The 15,937-nt window shown below is 33.6% G+C and carries 15 protein-coding genes and 1 pseudogene; 4 read left to right on the forward strand and 12 right to left on the reverse strand.

The genetic code is table 11. The features are described 5' to 3' along the window. The first annotated feature begins 65 nt into the window (after positions 1–65). Positions 66–869, forward strand: coding sequence for a DUF1189 domain-containing protein (locus AB3I27_RS07900; RefSeq protein ID WP_002292866.1), 804 nt, complete (start codon positions 66–68; stop codon positions 867–869). 218 nt (positions 870–1,087) lie between these two features. After that, on the forward strand, positions 1,088–2,035 hold the full coding sequence (locus tag AB3I27_RS07905) for a phosphoglycerate dehydrogenase (RefSeq protein ID WP_002292867.1): 948 nt from the start codon (positions 1,088–1,090) through the stop codon (positions 2,033–2,035). Positions 2,036–2,094: 59 nt separating this feature from the next. Here the strand turns inward: AB3I27_RS07905 and AB3I27_RS07910 are convergent, their stop codons facing one another. The 7 genes from AB3I27_RS07910 to mltG all read right to left on the reverse strand — a co-directional run bounded on the left by AB3I27_RS07910 (position 2,095) and on the right by mltG (position 7,603). Continuing rightward, the gene (locus AB3I27_RS07910) at positions 2,095–2,388 is read right to left on the reverse strand and encodes a HesB/YadR/YfhF family protein (protein ID WP_002292868.1); all 294 of its coding nucleotides are present in this window, start codon (positions 2,386–2,388) and stop codon (positions 2,095–2,097) included. A 16-nt stretch (positions 2,389–2,404) separates the two neighbouring features. After that, entirely contained in the window at positions 2,405–3,070 is a 666-nt protein-coding gene (locus tag AB3I27_RS07915; protein ID WP_002292869.1) for a TrkA family potassium uptake protein, read from the reverse strand. A gap of 139 nt (positions 3,071–3,209) precedes the next feature. After that, entirely contained in the window at positions 3,210–3,842 is a 633-nt protein-coding gene (locus tag AB3I27_RS07920; protein ID WP_002289153.1) for a response regulator transcription factor, read from the reverse strand. 6 nt (positions 3,843–3,848) lie between these two features. Then, on the reverse strand, positions 3,849–4,916 hold the full coding sequence (gene liaS / locus AB3I27_RS07925; RefSeq protein ID WP_002342241.1) for a two-component system sensor histidine kinase LiaS: 1,068 nt from the start codon (positions 4,914–4,916) through the stop codon (positions 3,849–3,851). After that, positions 4,913–5,644, reverse strand: a complete 732-nt coding sequence (liaF, locus tag AB3I27_RS07930; RefSeq protein ID WP_002292871.1) for a cell wall-active antibiotics response protein LiaF — start codon at positions 5,642–5,644, stop codon at positions 4,913–4,915. The genes liaS and liaF overlap by 4 nt, the downstream gene beginning before the upstream one ends. Before the next feature lie 168 nt (positions 5,645–5,812). Next, positions 5,813–6,292: a transcription elongation factor GreA gene (gene greA / locus AB3I27_RS07935; protein ID WP_002292872.1), complete on the reverse strand. Its 480-nt coding sequence runs from the start codon at positions 6,290–6,292 to the stop codon at positions 5,813–5,815. A gap of 135 nt (positions 6,293–6,427) precedes the next feature. Further along, the gene (mltG, locus tag AB3I27_RS07940) at positions 6,428–7,603 is read right to left on the reverse strand and encodes an endolytic transglycosylase MltG (RefSeq protein ID WP_002289159.1); all 1,176 of its coding nucleotides are present in this window, start codon (positions 7,601–7,603) and stop codon (positions 6,428–6,430) included. Positions 7,604–7,806: 203 nt separating this feature from the next. Here mltG and AB3I27_RS07945 point away from each other — a divergent pair, with 203 nt between their 5' ends. Next, positions 7,807–8,976 carry a serine hydrolase gene (locus tag AB3I27_RS07945; RefSeq protein ID WP_002289161.1) on the forward strand — a complete coding sequence of 390 codons (1,170 nt, stop codon included), beginning with the start codon at positions 7,807–7,809 and terminating at the stop codon, positions 8,974–8,976. A 266-nt stretch (positions 8,977–9,242) separates the two neighbouring features. On the opposite strand, the gene AB3I27_RS07950 is transcribed toward AB3I27_RS07945, so the two are convergent. Then, a complete protein-coding gene (locus AB3I27_RS07950; RefSeq protein WP_002349576.1) occupies positions 9,243–10,877 on the reverse strand; it encodes a YfhO family protein in 1,635 nt (544 codons plus the stop codon). A gap of 484 nt (positions 10,878–11,361) precedes the next feature. Here AB3I27_RS07950 and AB3I27_RS07955 point away from each other — a divergent pair. Further along, positions 11,362–12,228 (forward strand): annotated as a pseudogene (locus tag AB3I27_RS07955) (ISL3 family transposase); the annotation flags it as partial. A 116-nt stretch (positions 12,229–12,344) separates the two neighbouring features. Here AB3I27_RS07955 and AB3I27_RS07960 read toward each other — a convergent pair. The 4 genes from AB3I27_RS07960 to AB3I27_RS07975 are packed head-to-tail and all read right to left on the reverse strand — an operon-like array spanning position 12,345 to position 15,935. Next, positions 12,345–13,292 carry an NAD-dependent epimerase/dehydratase family protein gene (locus tag AB3I27_RS07960; protein ID WP_002289372.1) on the reverse strand — a complete coding sequence of 316 codons (948 nt, stop codon included), beginning with the start codon at positions 13,290–13,292 and terminating at the stop codon, positions 12,345–12,347. Between the two features lie 4 nt (positions 13,293–13,296). Further along, positions 13,297–14,049, reverse strand: a complete 753-nt coding sequence (locus AB3I27_RS07965; protein ID WP_002289370.1) for an acylneuraminate cytidylyltransferase family protein — start codon at positions 14,047–14,049, stop codon at positions 13,297–13,299. Further along, positions 14,050–14,958: a dehydrogenase gene (locus AB3I27_RS07970; protein ID WP_002289368.1), complete on the reverse strand. Its 909-nt coding sequence runs from the start codon at positions 14,956–14,958 to the stop codon at positions 14,050–14,052. Next, on the reverse strand, positions 14,958–15,935 hold the full coding sequence (locus AB3I27_RS07975; RefSeq protein ID WP_002289366.1) for a Gfo/Idh/MocA family protein: 978 nt from the start codon (positions 15,933–15,935) through the stop codon (positions 14,958–14,960). The genes AB3I27_RS07970 and AB3I27_RS07975 overlap by 1 nt, the downstream gene beginning before the upstream one ends. Positions 15,936–15,937: the final 2 nt, after the last annotated feature.

The raw sequence follows: 15,937 nt of genomic DNA on the forward strand, positions 1-15,937 counted from the left end.
ACTTGTATTTCACTTGATACTTCGCTAGAATTGCAAGTGATGACACTACTAGATGAGGAGTACTTATGACAACAAAACAATTAATTATCAGTTCCTTTATACGATTCAAAGACCTAAAGGAGGCGAGAAATGTCCCATTTTGGAAAGCCATTGTCTATCTTTTAGTTTTGAGTATAATTATGGCTTTGCCAATCTCTTTTCAAGTTTTTCAAGTCTTAAACAACATTCAATTGGATGGGCAAAAGATTGCTACTCGCATTCCTGATTTTACAATCCAAAACGGGCAGCTTCAAACCGAAGAAAAAGAAGGATTCATTTACCAAACAAACTCCATTATCTTCACATTTGATCCAGAGGGAAAACGAACAGAACAGGACATCTCTACTGATTTGATGGGGAATTTTGTTAGTGTCGGGATGTTAAAAGACAAACTTATCATTGCTCTTCCCAATACAGGCACTACCTCTGCTTTATTGAATAATAATCAGTTAGAACTTCCCTACACCAATGAATCTTTAAAAAATTTAACAGGTAAGCAGCTTCGATCCTTCTTAAGTGAAGCATCTATACCGATTTGGGTAAAAGCCCTGACCTTTCTATTTTCGATTTATCCTAGTTTCTTGAATCTGCTGATCACTTTACTATTTGCCAATGTCGCTGCTTTTCTCTATGCACGCTTTCGACTAACAAAAGCTACTTTCCTTGATTGCTTGAAGACATTGATTTATTCAATCTCGTTACCGACTATCATTGCAACACTCTTGATGATCTTTCTCCCTTCTTTTGACACTAGTGCATTTATTGCTTTTGCAGGTATCTTTATTTTTGCTCAAGCTGTCAAAGGATGGTCAAAAATATCGATCAGTTAGAAATACAGACAACTTATTATTTCAACTTCAATAAACTCTTTTAGAGGTTGTGGCAGAAGCTACTTCTGGAACACCGTTTATTCGGAAAAAGAGTTGTGACACATCTTTTGTCACAACTCTTTTTTATTTATACAATATTAATTTCTAAAAAAGCATGGCACTTCAAAGTTCTTCTTATATGCGCTACACTTAAAGTAAAGAAAGGCGGGTAATTAACTATGTCAGAAAGAATCATTTACGCAGATCGTCCATTTCGTGACGAATTTATCGAAGAAATCCATACTATAGCGCCTGGTTATGTCTTCAAGACAGAATTACAACCAGAAGATCTACCAAATGTAGAAATCAGTTTGGGTTGGAACTCAAACTATCAAGAAAAACTATTAGCCTCTTCTAACTTGAAATGGGTACAGTCTATCTCAGCGGGAGTTGATCAACTCCCCCTTGAAGCATTTTCAAAAAAACATATCTTACTTTCAAATGGAAGTGGTATCCACAGTGAATCGATCACCGAGCACGTATTAGGAATCATTCTAGGTTATTCTCGCGGTCTTTTCCAAGCACAAAGGGCACAGAGTGAAATGAAATGGTTAGGTTCCTCAATCCATTACCAACCTATCCAAGGGAAAAAAATATTAATCATTGGAACTGGCCATATTGGAAAAATGATTGCAAAGAAAGTCAAAGCATTGGATATGATTTGCTATGGAATCAATACATCCGGTCATCCAGCAGAAGGAATGGAAAAAACTTTTTCTTTAAAGCAACTTCAGGAAGTTCTTCCTGAAGTAGATTTCGTCGTCAATATCTTACCTCTAACGGAGGAAACAACTGGACTCTTTGATCAACACATATTTGAACACTTTGATTCAAAAGCTGTATTTATCAATGTCGGTCGTGGCGCTTCTGTTAAAACGCAAGATTTGATACAAGCATTAAACAAGCAGCAACTTTCCTTTGCGGCATTAGACGTTTTTGAGGAGGAGCCTCTCCCACAAGATCACCCGCTTTGGAAAATGGACAATGTACTGATCACGTCCCATATTGCAGGTTTGACACCTGATTTTCAAAAGAAATTAATGTCTATTTTTTTAACTAATCTAAAAAGCTACCTTGCTACTCATAACCTTCAAACCAATCAAGTCAAATTGTTTGCAGGATATTGATAGCTGAATCAGCCTACTTTAAACAAGAGGGTGTGACAAGTTGTCACACCCTCTTGCTTCTATTGTTTTTTAAAGTGATAGGTTGGTTCTTCTAATTTTGGATCATAATCTACAAGTAAATCATATCCTTTAAAAAACCATTCATCTGCATCCTCAATAAAAAACAGTGTCCCATCTATTTCCACTTTCTTGACAGGATGTTCAGGCTGTTCCACTGACATCCCAATCGAAAAACCATCATGAACTTCTGTTTTGCCGTAGACTTTTCCAAAAAAACGTATTCCGTAAGTTTCTGGCAGATCGATTTCTGATTCAAACCATTTTTGTGCTTTTGGTGTTACTGTTAATTCCATCCTAACAACCTGCTTTCTATTGATTCATCTTATCGTCTAAAATATCCACATCGCCTGTCTCACCAATCACTAGTAGATTATCGTTTTCACGAACGTATTCATCTGCTGCAGGTGAAGCGATCACCGTTTGATCTACTCTGCGAATTGCAACTACTGTTAGGTCAAAACGTTGTCTGAAATTTAATTCAGATAATGTTTTATTGAAAAATTTAGGATTGGATACTCGGATTTCTGCTAAAGAATATTTATCTGACAACTCTAGGTAATCTAAAATATTCTTTGACACTAAATTATGCGCAATCCGTATTCCCATGTCTCGTTCAGGATGGACGACGCGATCAGCTCCGATCTTTTCAAGTACTCTGGCATGATACTCATTTTGGGCTTTTGCTAAAATATTTGGTACGCCCATTTCCTTTACCATCAGAGTAACTAAGATACTGGCTTGAATATCTTCTCCAATAGCGACAATTACATGATCGAAATTTCTTATGCCTAATGATCGAAGTGTCATTTCATCCTGTGCATTTGCCACAACAGCATGAGTGGCTATATTCATATATTCATTGACCCGATCTTCATTACTATCAATAGCCAGTACTTCTTGACCAGCTTCGATCAGTGTTCGGCAGATACTTCCGCCAAATCGTCCAAGACCTACAATTGCAAAATTTTGTTTCACCGTTTTCCTCCTTTAGTATCTTCTTTTCTCAGTATAACAAAGCCTTTACAAAAACAAAAGCAAGCATCATTATTGTAAAAAAGCCAAGAAAAATAATAGTTATTTTCTCAGCTTTTGATTATCCTCTTTATCATCGTTTTTATTTCACCAAACCATGTTTGAATGCATAGATAGCGGCTTGTGTACGGTCTTCCACTTCTAGCTTAGCCAATATATTGGAAACATGTGTTTTTACTGTTTTCAGTGTAATAAACAATTCGTCCGCTATTTCCTGATTACTTTTTCCTTCAGAAATCAGCATTAAAATTTCATTTTCCCGATTCGTTAGTTCTTCATGTAATACAGGCTCATTTCGCCGACTCATTTTTTCCATCATTTTTGTTGTCACTTCTGGTTCTAATACTCGCTCGCCACGTTGCGTTGCCCTTATAGCATCAGCAATTTCATGTGCGGTAGAGGTCTTCAACAAATACCCTGCTGCACCTGCTTCAATGGCAGGATAAACTTTTTCGTCATCAATAAAACTGGTTACGATAATGATTTTAGCTTCTGGCCAATCTTTTAAGATTGCTTTTGTTGATTCGATACCATCCATTTCTTCCATGACTAAGTCCATTAAAATGACGTCCGGTCGAAGTGTCATCGCCTTCTCATAGCCTTGTCGTCCATTTTCAGCTTCTCCAATTACTTCAATGTCTTCTTGAATAGATAAATAAGAAGAGACGCCTAAGCGCACCATTTCATGGTCATCTACTAATAAAACTTTTATCATCCTTATCTATGCCTCCTTCATCAAAGGGACCTTGATTTCTACACTTGTACCTTGCCCTTTAAAACTAATGATTTTTACTGTTCCACCAATACCAACTACTCGTTCTTTGATATTGTTCAATCCATAACTTCCCGTTTTCGTTTCATTCATATTAAACCCTGTTCCGTCGTCAATAATACGTAACAAAAGATTATTGTCTATTTTGTGCAAATATACCTCTAATTCATTGGCTTTGGCATGTCTTAATGTATTTGATAACAATTCTTGAACGATTCGGAACAAGTGATCCTCAATGGAACTAGATAGTTTTACATCTTCTACATCCCATTTCAGCGAAATCTGGATTTTATTTTGCAATTCCTTCAATAACTGCTCGATACCTTGCTTTAAACTTTTCTCTTCTAAATTGACTGGACGTAGATGAAGAAGCAGCGCACGCATCTCGGACTGGGAAGCGTTGATGATCTCTGCTACCATTTTCAACTGCTTGCGGAACATTTCTGGTGTCTCGCTTTTTTCTGCTTGCTCCCTCAATGCCGACATCATCATCATTGCTGCAAACAATTGTTGCGAAACTGAATCATGCAGCTCACGGGCTAATCGATGTCTTTCTAATTCTAAAATTTCTTCTTTGGTTTGTCCATCTACATATTGGGGACGGCTCGTTACAATTTGTAATTCACTAGATACTTCAATCATTTTTTCTTTTATCTTAGTGATTTCCTTATCAATATCTTTGATGTATAAATCGTCCGATGCACTTGGGATCGGAAGAAGCAACAATTTGGATTCATAATTGCCAGAAGAAAGTGCACGCAGCTTTTCTTCGATTTTCCCGTATTTTGTCTTTTGAATAAGTGATAATAATAGAAAGACAATTAATCCTACACCTAAGGAAATGGCTAACAAATGGAAGATAAGCGGAACATATAATAAACGTGCACGCAGTAATTCTCCCCACCAATGACTTTGATTGCTGGCATAAAAATAAGTGAAAAGTGAAAATAGAATAATAAGGAAAACCGCAATCCCCGAATAAACAGCTAGCATCGCTCTGGATATTTTTCCCATCATATTCGTATCACCTCGACATCTCCAATCAAGGTATTAGTAATAATCTTCAATCTACGAGGGTTTTCATCATAATCACTGCTGTAGATTTTGATTTGTTCATTTTTCAAAGAAAATTGCTCTTCTTCAAACAAGACATTTCCTACTAATGTCGCATGCTCTAATCGGATGGCTACGCCCAAAGGTACTAAGATCCGTGTTCTGCCTATCCCTTTTCTTACAATCACAATATTATCATCTTTTGGCAAAAGCGTATTGCCCAAATCTATGATAGTATCACCAGAAATGACGGCGATGTTGATATCGTCCCATTCATAGACGTCGTTTCCAATACGTTGGTTACCGAATAATTGCTGTCTTTTCCGCTCATTATTATGTGTTTTTAATTGCTCTGTTTGGATCATCATGATCTGTTTCTTTCGCCAAAAAGCATTTTTGGTTAAATCTATCCCTGAAATCTCTACACCTTTCAGACCAATAAATAAAACGGCAAATACAGCCATCATCCATAAAGCAGGACTGTTGACTAAGCTAAAAAAAATGACCAAACTTCCTAATATCAATTGAAAATTTTGAAATTTAGTACGAGGATGTTTGCGCATAGCTAGATATATATTGAAAATACCGAATATCACTAAAAGCAAAAGTCCAGTATTGTTTACGATTTGCCAAACAGCAAATAACAGCAGTAGTGCTTCAACTACCACAAAAAAACGCCAAGAACTATTCATCGCTCTTTCTCCCTCCTGACACATTCTCATTTCATCATACCTATTTTTTTAACTGTTGGCTATAGGACTTTAGATGTAAGATCGTTTGTTGAAATCTAAAATACACAAAGAGAAAAAGATCTAGAGTGTATCATCAGTAAGATGAACTCTCTAGATCTTTCAGTCAGACTACGCTTGTTCTACTTTGACGATTTTAACTAACATATCGCCACCTGGAGTAACAATAGTTACTTCATCATTTTTACGTTTGCCAATCAATGCTTGCGCAATAGGAGAATCATTGGAAATTTTGCCAGAAAACGGATCTGCTTCAGCGCTTCCGACAATCGTGTACTCTTCTTCTTCTCCATCTGGTAGTTCGATGAATGTAACTGTTTTACCAATTGATACCTCATCTGCATCTACACCGTCGTTATCGATGATTTGAGCAAAACGAATCATATTTTCAATTGTTGTGATTCTTCCTTCAACAAATGCTTGTTCATCTTTCGCTGATTCATATTCAGAGTTTTCGGAAAGATCTCCGAAACCGCGGGCAATTTTGATTCGTTCAATGATTTCCCCGCGTTTGACTGTTTTTAGTTCTTCTAATTCTTTTTCTAATTTTTCTTTACCTTCTAGAGTCATTGGATAAACTTTCTCTACCATGTGTAACGTCTCCTTTTTTCGATAAAATACCGCAAAAGGTAATCTTTTGAGGAATATAGTCCAAAAAAGATTACCACGCTTTTCTTCAAATGTAAATGTTTTTCTAAAAATGATCAATGTCTAGAGCCTGTTTTTCTAAGAATTATTTACATATTTTTCCACTAATTCCATATGTTCTTCATAAGTTTTAGCGAAATAAACATTTCCAGTGCTCGTATCTGCTACGAAATAATAATAGTCATTTTCTGCTGGTTCTAATACTGCCTTGATTGCCTCTTCGCTTGGATTGTCAAAAGGTCCAGGTCCATAGCCGGTATTGGTATACAAATTATATGGTGAATCTACAGCTGTATCTTCATACGTCACTAATTCTTTGTGTTCACCTAATGCGTATAAAACAGAGATATCTGACTGAAGTGGCATATTTGCTTTGATTCGGTTAAAGAAGACTTGTGCAATGTTTTTACGATCATTTTCTTTTACGCCTTCTTTTTCAACTAGAGAAGCTAGAGTTAAAACTTCTTGTACAGTCAAATTTTTCTGCTTGATAGCTGAATAATAGTTTTGCATGACCGTATTCGTCTTGTTCACCATTTCAATCACTAGATCCTTAAGCGAAGTACTCGTGTAATAATCATATGTGGCTGGGAATAAGTAACCTTCCAAACGGTATTTTGTGTTCTCAGCTTTAGATGCACTTTCCAACAGTTCTGGGAATTTTTGGTGCAACTCGTTAAAGAAAGTCTCATCATTCACTAAATCTAAAAATTCTTTCTTGTCTTTACCAGTTACCTTCGCTACCCGTTCAGCAATCTGATCGATATCGTACCCTTCTGGAATGGCAATTTTCCCATCTGCAACTTTTGTTGGCTCAGAAGTACCGCCTTCTTGCAACTGTTTGCCAATCTCGTCAAGAGTCATATTAGGCGCTAACTGATAATAGCCAGCTTGAAAGCCAGTTAAATTTTTAAATTTTGTATAATAATTGAAAACAATCCCGCTTTTAATAATATTGTCCTTCTCCAAAATCTCACCAATCTGCTTGTTAGAAGAGCCACTCGGGATCTCGACTTGGACTAATTGGTCATCTGATTTATCTAAAGGCTTCAACCCGCTATCTACATAACGATACACGGTAAATCCAAGAAATCCGCCAATAATCAATAATGTAAGAGCAATCACTAAAATGATCTTCCTCACAATCTTATCTTCTTTTTTACGCAGATTTCTCCGCTTGTCGATTATATCTGCTGTAGCTGCCTTACTGGCTTCTTTTTTATCTTTACTTGGGTGTTGTTTGTTTCCTGACAAAACAACTCCTCCTTACTATCAAGTTCGTAACTTTATTCATTATACATGATATTTGAATTGGCGTGAATGATTTTATTTAAATATTCTATCAAAAATGTAAGTAGTAAATCCATTACTATAAGATTAAAATAAATGTTATCAAGATACAAGCTATTTTAGCTTTATTCTTTCTGTAAAAAAGAAAGGAGACTAAATAAACTATTATGAAAAAAGGAAAACATGCTAAAAAAAGAAAATATTCATTTTTAATGATCGTTGTCGTGTTGTTTAGCCTTAGTGCGTTCTCTACAGGAACTATTCTTGGATGGCAATTTTACAATAATGAACACTCTCAGATAGTTGCCCATGCTCAATCAGCTCAAAAAAAGTTGATACTGACTACCAATGAACAACAGCTCGTTGAAAAAATCGATCAACTATTAAGAAAAAATGATTATATTGGCTCAATTTACGTAAAGAAAAATAATCGCATCATCATGGAAAAAGGCTATGGCTATGCGAATAAACTCACGCAACAACCAAATGATCCTTCTCTTTATTATCAGATTGGTTCGGTTCAAAAAGCATTGACTACTCTTTTGATTTTAAAACAAGTCGAGCGTGGGCACCTTTCTTTAGATACTAAGCTGGCTCAATTCTATCCACAAATTGCTGGCAGCCAGCAAATTACTATCCGTGACTTGCTGTATATGCGCTCAGGCTTGCACCGAACTGCTTCTCCAACCATACCGATGACTGATGAAGAAGTCGTTCAATTTGCGATTCAGCACTTAAAATTTACAGATTATCAGACCTCTCATTATGATTCATTGAACTTTACCATATTGACTGGAATTTTGATCAAATTAACAAATCAACCGTATGAAAAATTATTGACCGATGATATCATCGAACCTTTAGGATTACAGCATACAAAATTTTATGACCAAGTCAAAAATTCATCCAATCATGCACTATCCTATCAAATGTCTAAAGAGGATGATTACTTTAAACCACTGACAGAATCTGAAACAGAGATCCATAACGAATTAGGGACTGGTAATATCAGTATGTCCGTCTATGATTTAAATACGCTGTTTACACAAGTTTTATCTGGAAAACTAGTTTCCAAAGACTTACTCTTCTCATTATGGCGTGAAAATGCGAATGGACATCCATATAGTGGTGGGGTATATAGCGGAGATAATTATATCCTGTCGCAAGGAAATATCGACTCTTTTGATACATCTGCTATATTTAGCAAAGATTCACAGGATGCTATCATCATGGAAAGCAATATAAAAGCTGACAAAACTATCAAACTGCCTACTGCTGATCTAAGAAACCAAATCTATGACCTGATGGAAGGAACTACTAAGTTGGCAAATAGCTGATATGATGAAAAGATAGCAAATACTACTTCTTTGAATAGCATTTGCTTAAAAAAAGTACTCGACTAAACGTAGGAAAGAGTGTGGGACAAATCTAAAAATCAATTTTTGCTACAGACTTTAATTCCAAATAAACAGAACAGAAAGAGGTGTTCTTCTTTCTGTTCTGTCCAAATTATTCTAAGATTTCTCTTTACCAACATTATTTGACAAAGGGCCTATTAAATCTAAAATAGTATCTTTAGATTGCTAAAATATGTGCTAGCAAATCATTCATGGCTTGTTCTTATTTTTAATTTTATGCAATAAAAAAGAAGAACAATTAGCGTGATTATAGAAATAAATAATGAGATTTTAGAAAAAAATGTGTATGAATACCTGATTGTTACTTTATTTATTCCACTTTCACTTTTTACTGTAACAAAAGGACCTCCTTGTTTTAGTACTGTAGCATTTTTTGAATTAACAGTAACCGTTAATCCTTTATACCGGAATACAGGTAAAACTATTGTTTTGCCTTTTGAAGATTTAAACGTAAATGTAATTTCATCTTTATTTGGAGAAAAGCTACTATAAATAACTTGACCATCTTCTGTAACTTGATGGTTTTTCAAAAGCAATTGATCTTTTTTATAGCCTATAGGTACATAATCAAAATTCTCAAATTCTTCAAGTTTATTTTCCATTTGTTCATTAGAATAAGTTCCTTGAAAATTCATTTCTTTCACCATGTTAACTACTGATGAATAATTTAAAATTGAAATAGCTAATATTAATAATAGTATAAAATTTCTTCTCCTTGTATAAGAAAATTTTTCCAACTGTGGAGAAATAAATAGAGATACTGAAAAAGATATGAACAATGTTGAAAATATCATAAAACGCCAAGGAGCTTGAATAATATTTAAAGGAGTATTTTGTAAGGCAAACCATGGAAATATTTTTGTACAAAGTAGAATAGATATTATACCCATTATATAAGTGATTTTAGATAAGATTCCTAATTTTTTAAAGTTAAATGTTAGTATAATTAAACAAATAAGCAAAGTTAAGCCAATACCAAATGATAGTAATTCTGAATCTATACTTCCAATCAAAAACTCTTTACCCAGATAAATTGCTCTTTTTTGTAATATATCCACATAAGGTCTATTCAGATCTTGATACAATGTCTGCTCAATCATAGGACCTATAAACGCTAGTGAAAGAAGTAAAGTAACTATAGCAGCTTTTATTAATTTAATAATTAAGAAGATTTCTATTTTCTTTTTCCGATAAAATTGAATAATTAAAGCAATTATAATCATTACCATAGTCATAGCTACAGAAAGAACATGAGTGTAAATTAATAAAGTCATGCTAATCGCCAACATAACCCAAGATTCTTTTTTTGAGTCGTAAAGCTTTATAAACCCGAGTAAAATAAGAGGAAGTATTGACATTGCGAGTAATTCCCCCATTGCCCCTCGAAGAAATATTTCTACACTCCTAAAAGAAGATGTTGTATATATAATAGCGAAAAAGGAGCTAGTAACATGTTTTTTGGTAATTTCATACATTACATAATGACATATAAATAGAGTAATGAGCGTAACAATATAAAGAAAAAGGTTATAGCCTATTGCTAAATTAGTAAACTTGATCAATAAAAATAAAGGATATAGAGTTAACCATGGGTAAAAATTATTTACTTGCATGCCATATGATCTAAACGTTTCAAAATTAATAGGGGAGCTAAAAATAGATTCTAAACTTAACGCACGATTAATGTGAAATGCCGTATCATAAAAGCCAAATATTTCCATGTTTTTAAATGCTGGAAATAAATATAATAAACTAACAAATGCATAAACTATAAATATTTTTACAGAAAAAATTTTTTTCAAATTCATATACCACCTCATGTTTTTTTATATTACATATAGTATCATTTATTTTTTTAAAACACTAGATTAGTCACTATATAAAATGTGATTAATTTTATTATTAATAAAATATTTTTTATATTACAAAAGTAGTGTTTCAAAGTTAGTAGAGAAAATGTAGTTATATATTTAAATTTTTACCAGAAAGAAATGAACACCTTCAATTATCTAAATCTCGAAAATGGTTAGATGTAATCATCAGGAAAAACAATCTTAAACGAATTACTATTCATGGTCTTAGACACACACATGCTAGCTTGCTTTTAGCAAGCTAGTGCAAATATTAAAGATGTGCAAGAGCGTTTAGGCCACTCTTCTATTCAAATCATTATGGATCTATATATTCATATTACAGACAAAAGAAAAGAAGAAACCGTAGCGCAATTCGCAAAATATAGGCTCTATAATTTATGGGACTGATGAATCAAAATTGATTCTTCAGTCCCATTGTTATTTTAGGTATATGATTCGTACATTGAAAGAGTTGAAAAACTATCTTCCGAAGCCGTCAAAAAGGACCCTGCCAAAAGTATTGATGGTGGATGAATTTCGTTCGCACGCTTCAATTGTGGATAAAATGAGCTTTATTTGTGCGGATGGCGAGACTGGAAAACTCATTGATATTTTGCCTACACGAAAATTGTCTCGATTAACACACTATTTTAGTCGCTGTGCAAATCCTGAAGCGGTGGAATATTTAGTGACAGATATGAACGCCGCCTACTTCCAACTGACAAAACGTGTCTTACCAAATGCGAAAGTCGTCATTGATTGTTTTCATATCATCAAACATTTGAATCAGGCGTTCAATGATTTTCGTGTACAAGAAATGAAAAGATTACACCAGTTAGGGCAACGACGGGAAGCCGAGAAAGTGAAAAAGAACTGGCGCTTTCTTCTAAAAAACCGTCAAAAAATCAATCACTATGATTACAAAACATGGCGCAGTTTTCGTGCACCTAAATACCCGCTACTCACTGAAGCAATGATGATTGATCGATTGCTGGCATTTTCAACGCCTTTAAAGGACGCCTATACTTTTTTCCATGAGCTGACCGAAGCCTTTAGAGACAAGGAATCAGACTTATTTTTTACCTTATTAAAAAATCTTCCTGAAACACTTGATGCACAACTTCGCACGAAACTTCAAAACCTTTTAACGTATGAAGAAGGTATTTACAATGCTATGATTTACCCGTATTCTAATGGCAAAATAGAGGCCAAGATTCCCCATATCAAGACACTGAAACGATTATCTTATGGATTTAAATCATTTGAGAACATGAAAATCAGGATTTTTTTGATCAATCAATTGATTCAAGTGAAATAACAAAAAAATCTGAGACAGAAGGTCAGTCCTTCTAGCCCAGATTTGATTTTACAAAACTCATCAGTCCTTATTGACAAAGAGCCTGAATTTACCCTCTAATCTTATCTTAGTATGTTTTAATTGATTTCAGTTTTCAAATAATTAGTCATTCCACTTAAAATACCATATTTCGGTTGATAGCCAATTGACTGGATCTTAGTAATATCTGCTAGAGAGTCATGGATATCACCCGAACGCTCTTCTTTGTATTCAAGTGTCAATTCTACACCGAGAATTTCATTGATTGCATGAATCAATTCCAAAAGTGTGGTTGCTTTACCCGTTCCAACATTGAATTGTTTCCCCAGTGCAGCTTCCTCATTCGCAACTAAAAGTAATGCTTGGATTACATCATCTATATAAACAAAGTCTCTAGACTGGCTTCCATCACCAAATAATGTAAATGAAGTTGCTTCTCCTACGATTTGTTTCTTATAGCGATCTACGAGAATAGAAATCACACCACTGTATGGAGAATTCGGATTTTGATTTGGACCATAGACATTGAAAAAACGAACTGCGCTACCGGGTACATCATATAAATGACAATAATCTAGCACATATTGTTCTGCAGCGAATTTATCAACCGCATAAGGCGTCAATGGGCGAATCACGGACTCTTCTTTTTTTGGTAAAGTCGGTTCATCCCCATAAACAGCCGCTGAAGAACTAAACACGATCCGTTTTAAATCAGGTTGATACTTGCGGATCAATTCTAAAATCATTAATACACTTTCAAAATTCACACGATGTGTTTCTACTGGTCGGGCAACTGAATCTGCCACACTAGCAACTGCTGCTAAATGAAAGATATAATCAAATTTATTAGCTTTCATGATCTCTTCCATCAAGGATTTCTCAGCGACATCTCCCTCAATAAAAGTGATATTTTTCGTCATATCAAGATTTTCTACTTTTCCCATTGATAAGTCATCGACGACGATTACCACATGTTCTTCTCCTAAATGATTGGCTAAGGTAGAACCAATGAAGCCAGCCCCACCGGTGATAAGATAACAGCTCATCCTTTTACCTCCGATATAAATAATTATAGATATCTTGAAGCTCCGAAGAATCTTCTAAAAATTTAGGAAACAAAAATTCTAACCATTTAAAATCTTCTTCACTATCAATATCTAAAATTAGATAATCTCTCATTTTTATTATCCCACATTGCCCATCAAAAATATAATTACTTTTTTTTAGAAATTCAGGTTTAAAAGAATACATTGAGGCATTCATTTCAAAAACTTCAGGTGTCTGTTGCCTAGATGTGTATCTTGATTTATTAACTATAGTAACTTCATTTTCAATTCTTTTTACCATATTAAAATAGGGATTACGTCTTGCAGAAACAACTGAAAAGTAGACGTCTTTATCTAAATTTTTTAGATGTTCATCTATTAATTCTTCAAGATTAGAAACTTCACGTAAAGGTGAAGTCAAATCTAAATCTATAATTAAATCAAATATATTATCTTCTCTTTCTAGTTGTAAGAATGAATCACGTATCACTTCAATTTTCCCTACAGTATCTGTAGCTAATTCAGGTTTACGTTCTACAATTTTCACAGACGGATTTAACTTAGTCGTCAATTCTACTAACTCATTACTGTCCGTATTCAAACAAGTCGTGCAATTATGTTCAGGATGTTTTTGTTGATAGATATCTATCATTGCTAAAGCGAAATGGACTAGGGGCTTTCCTGCCAAATATTTCAAATTTTTATTTTTAAACCCCTTAGACCCAGCTCTACCACAAATAGTAAATAAAATTTCCATTTATTTCTCCTCAGCTATTTTCAATACTTCGTTTGCATGATATAAATCATTCCAGTTTTCTTTGCCTGTTACTACGTTTTCAAAGAAATATTTCAACTCCTTCTCATACATATCATTAGCAGATTCAGGCATTTCTTTAACAATGTTTTCTTCAAAACTTATTTTATTATTTAATAAGTCAACATTGATACATTCATCTAAAGTAAACAATTGAAATTTTCTTGTAGGAACTCTTCCAAAATAATCTAAATGAATTTCTATAATTTTATCATCGTATCTCAATATATATGTTGCTAAATCATTACTGTTAATTTCAAGATTCGAATATTTACCAAACTGTTTTTTTACTGATTTAGGGAAACCAAATAGGTTTATAATATAATCCAATTCATGTATACAGTCTAATTCTACTCCTCCCCCCATAGATTTAAAGGCAGAATAATTATTTCTATAATCAGTACCTTTTCTCCAATCAGGAAGATAAGTAGAACAAATAGCTCTTACAGAATATACTTTTTTACTTTGAATACTATTACGAACAACTTCCATGATATTTTTATACCTCAGTGGAGCAGCAACATAAATATTTTTGTAATCATAATTATATTGAGTAAGATCAATACTCTCAGAAAAAGCAGGTTTTTCTAAAAATATGTAATCAACTTTTTCAACAATTACATTTAGTGTTTCCAGATGCTTAAAAGTCGGATTTGTAATAAAAGCTATATCATAATGTGTATCCAAATCGTCTCTATTTTGAATATACGTTATTTCTTCAAACTCTTTTTTTCCACTGCTACTATAAGCTGTTATATCAAAATTAATAGAATTCTTTTTTCCATAGCTTATTAGATTTTTTAGATGTCTCTTTCCAATTGACCCTAACCCAAAAAAAATTACTTTCATCATTAATTTACCTCAATGTCGTTAATTAAGTTAATAATATACTTATCTTTTTCAAAAGTATATTGGGGTTCCATTTTCTTTTCCAAAAGCGTGAAAAATTCTTTAATCTCCTCTAAATATGCATCTTCAATAATAGTATGTGAATAATTATTATCATGCATAACCTCATCGTACAATTGAATATCTGTCATACTAGAAGTTTCTTCATTCCATGAAAATAGAGAATCCGGGTTACCTTCCCATTCTATTAAAATCTTTTCACCAATTATAGTTAAATTTCTTTTAGCTACTCTTGAAACAACATCTACACTTAAAGTTCCAACTATACCAGTTTCATGCTCAATAATAAGAGTGAAACTGTCCGAATAATCAATATCAAGATTGGATAATTTCTGGGTCATTACAGTAAACGATTTAACTTTCCCAAATGTATCTATAATCCAAGGTAATTCAATAGCGAATATTTCTCTACACCCATTAGTTTTTTTGTTTGAAACAAAAAAATTGCGATAATCTTCCCAAGGATGCCAGTCGGGTAAATACTGTCCTACATGGTATTGATAAGAAATTTTTTTATTATGCGTCACTTTAGACTTAATGTATTGAATTTCTTTTCTCTTCAAAAATGTAGAAGATAGATAAAGTAATCTATCTTTCTTTTTAGCTACTTCGATTATTTCATCATAATATTCATTTAATAAATTGATTTCCGTAAAGATATTACAATCTAAATTTAAAGCCTCTTTTATAATAAATTCATGGGTTATAGGGGATGTACAAACAAAAACTGAATTTATTTCAAACAAATTTTTTGCCTCTGTTAGACTATTATAAGTTGGTATTCCAAATTCCTTTTCAACTTCCTTTCGTCTCGCCTCATTAGTATCAACACCACATAGTAAAATATCATTAAAGTGTTCTTGAATGAGTCTAAGTCTTCTTTTCCCCATGGAACCTAAACCAATAATTCCTATGTTCATAA

It is taken from the genome of Enterococcus sp. C46 (assembly GCF_040887565.1).
GTDB classification, from domain to species: Bacteria; Bacillota; Bacilli; order Lactobacillales; family Enterococcaceae; genus Enterococcus_B; species Enterococcus_B lactis.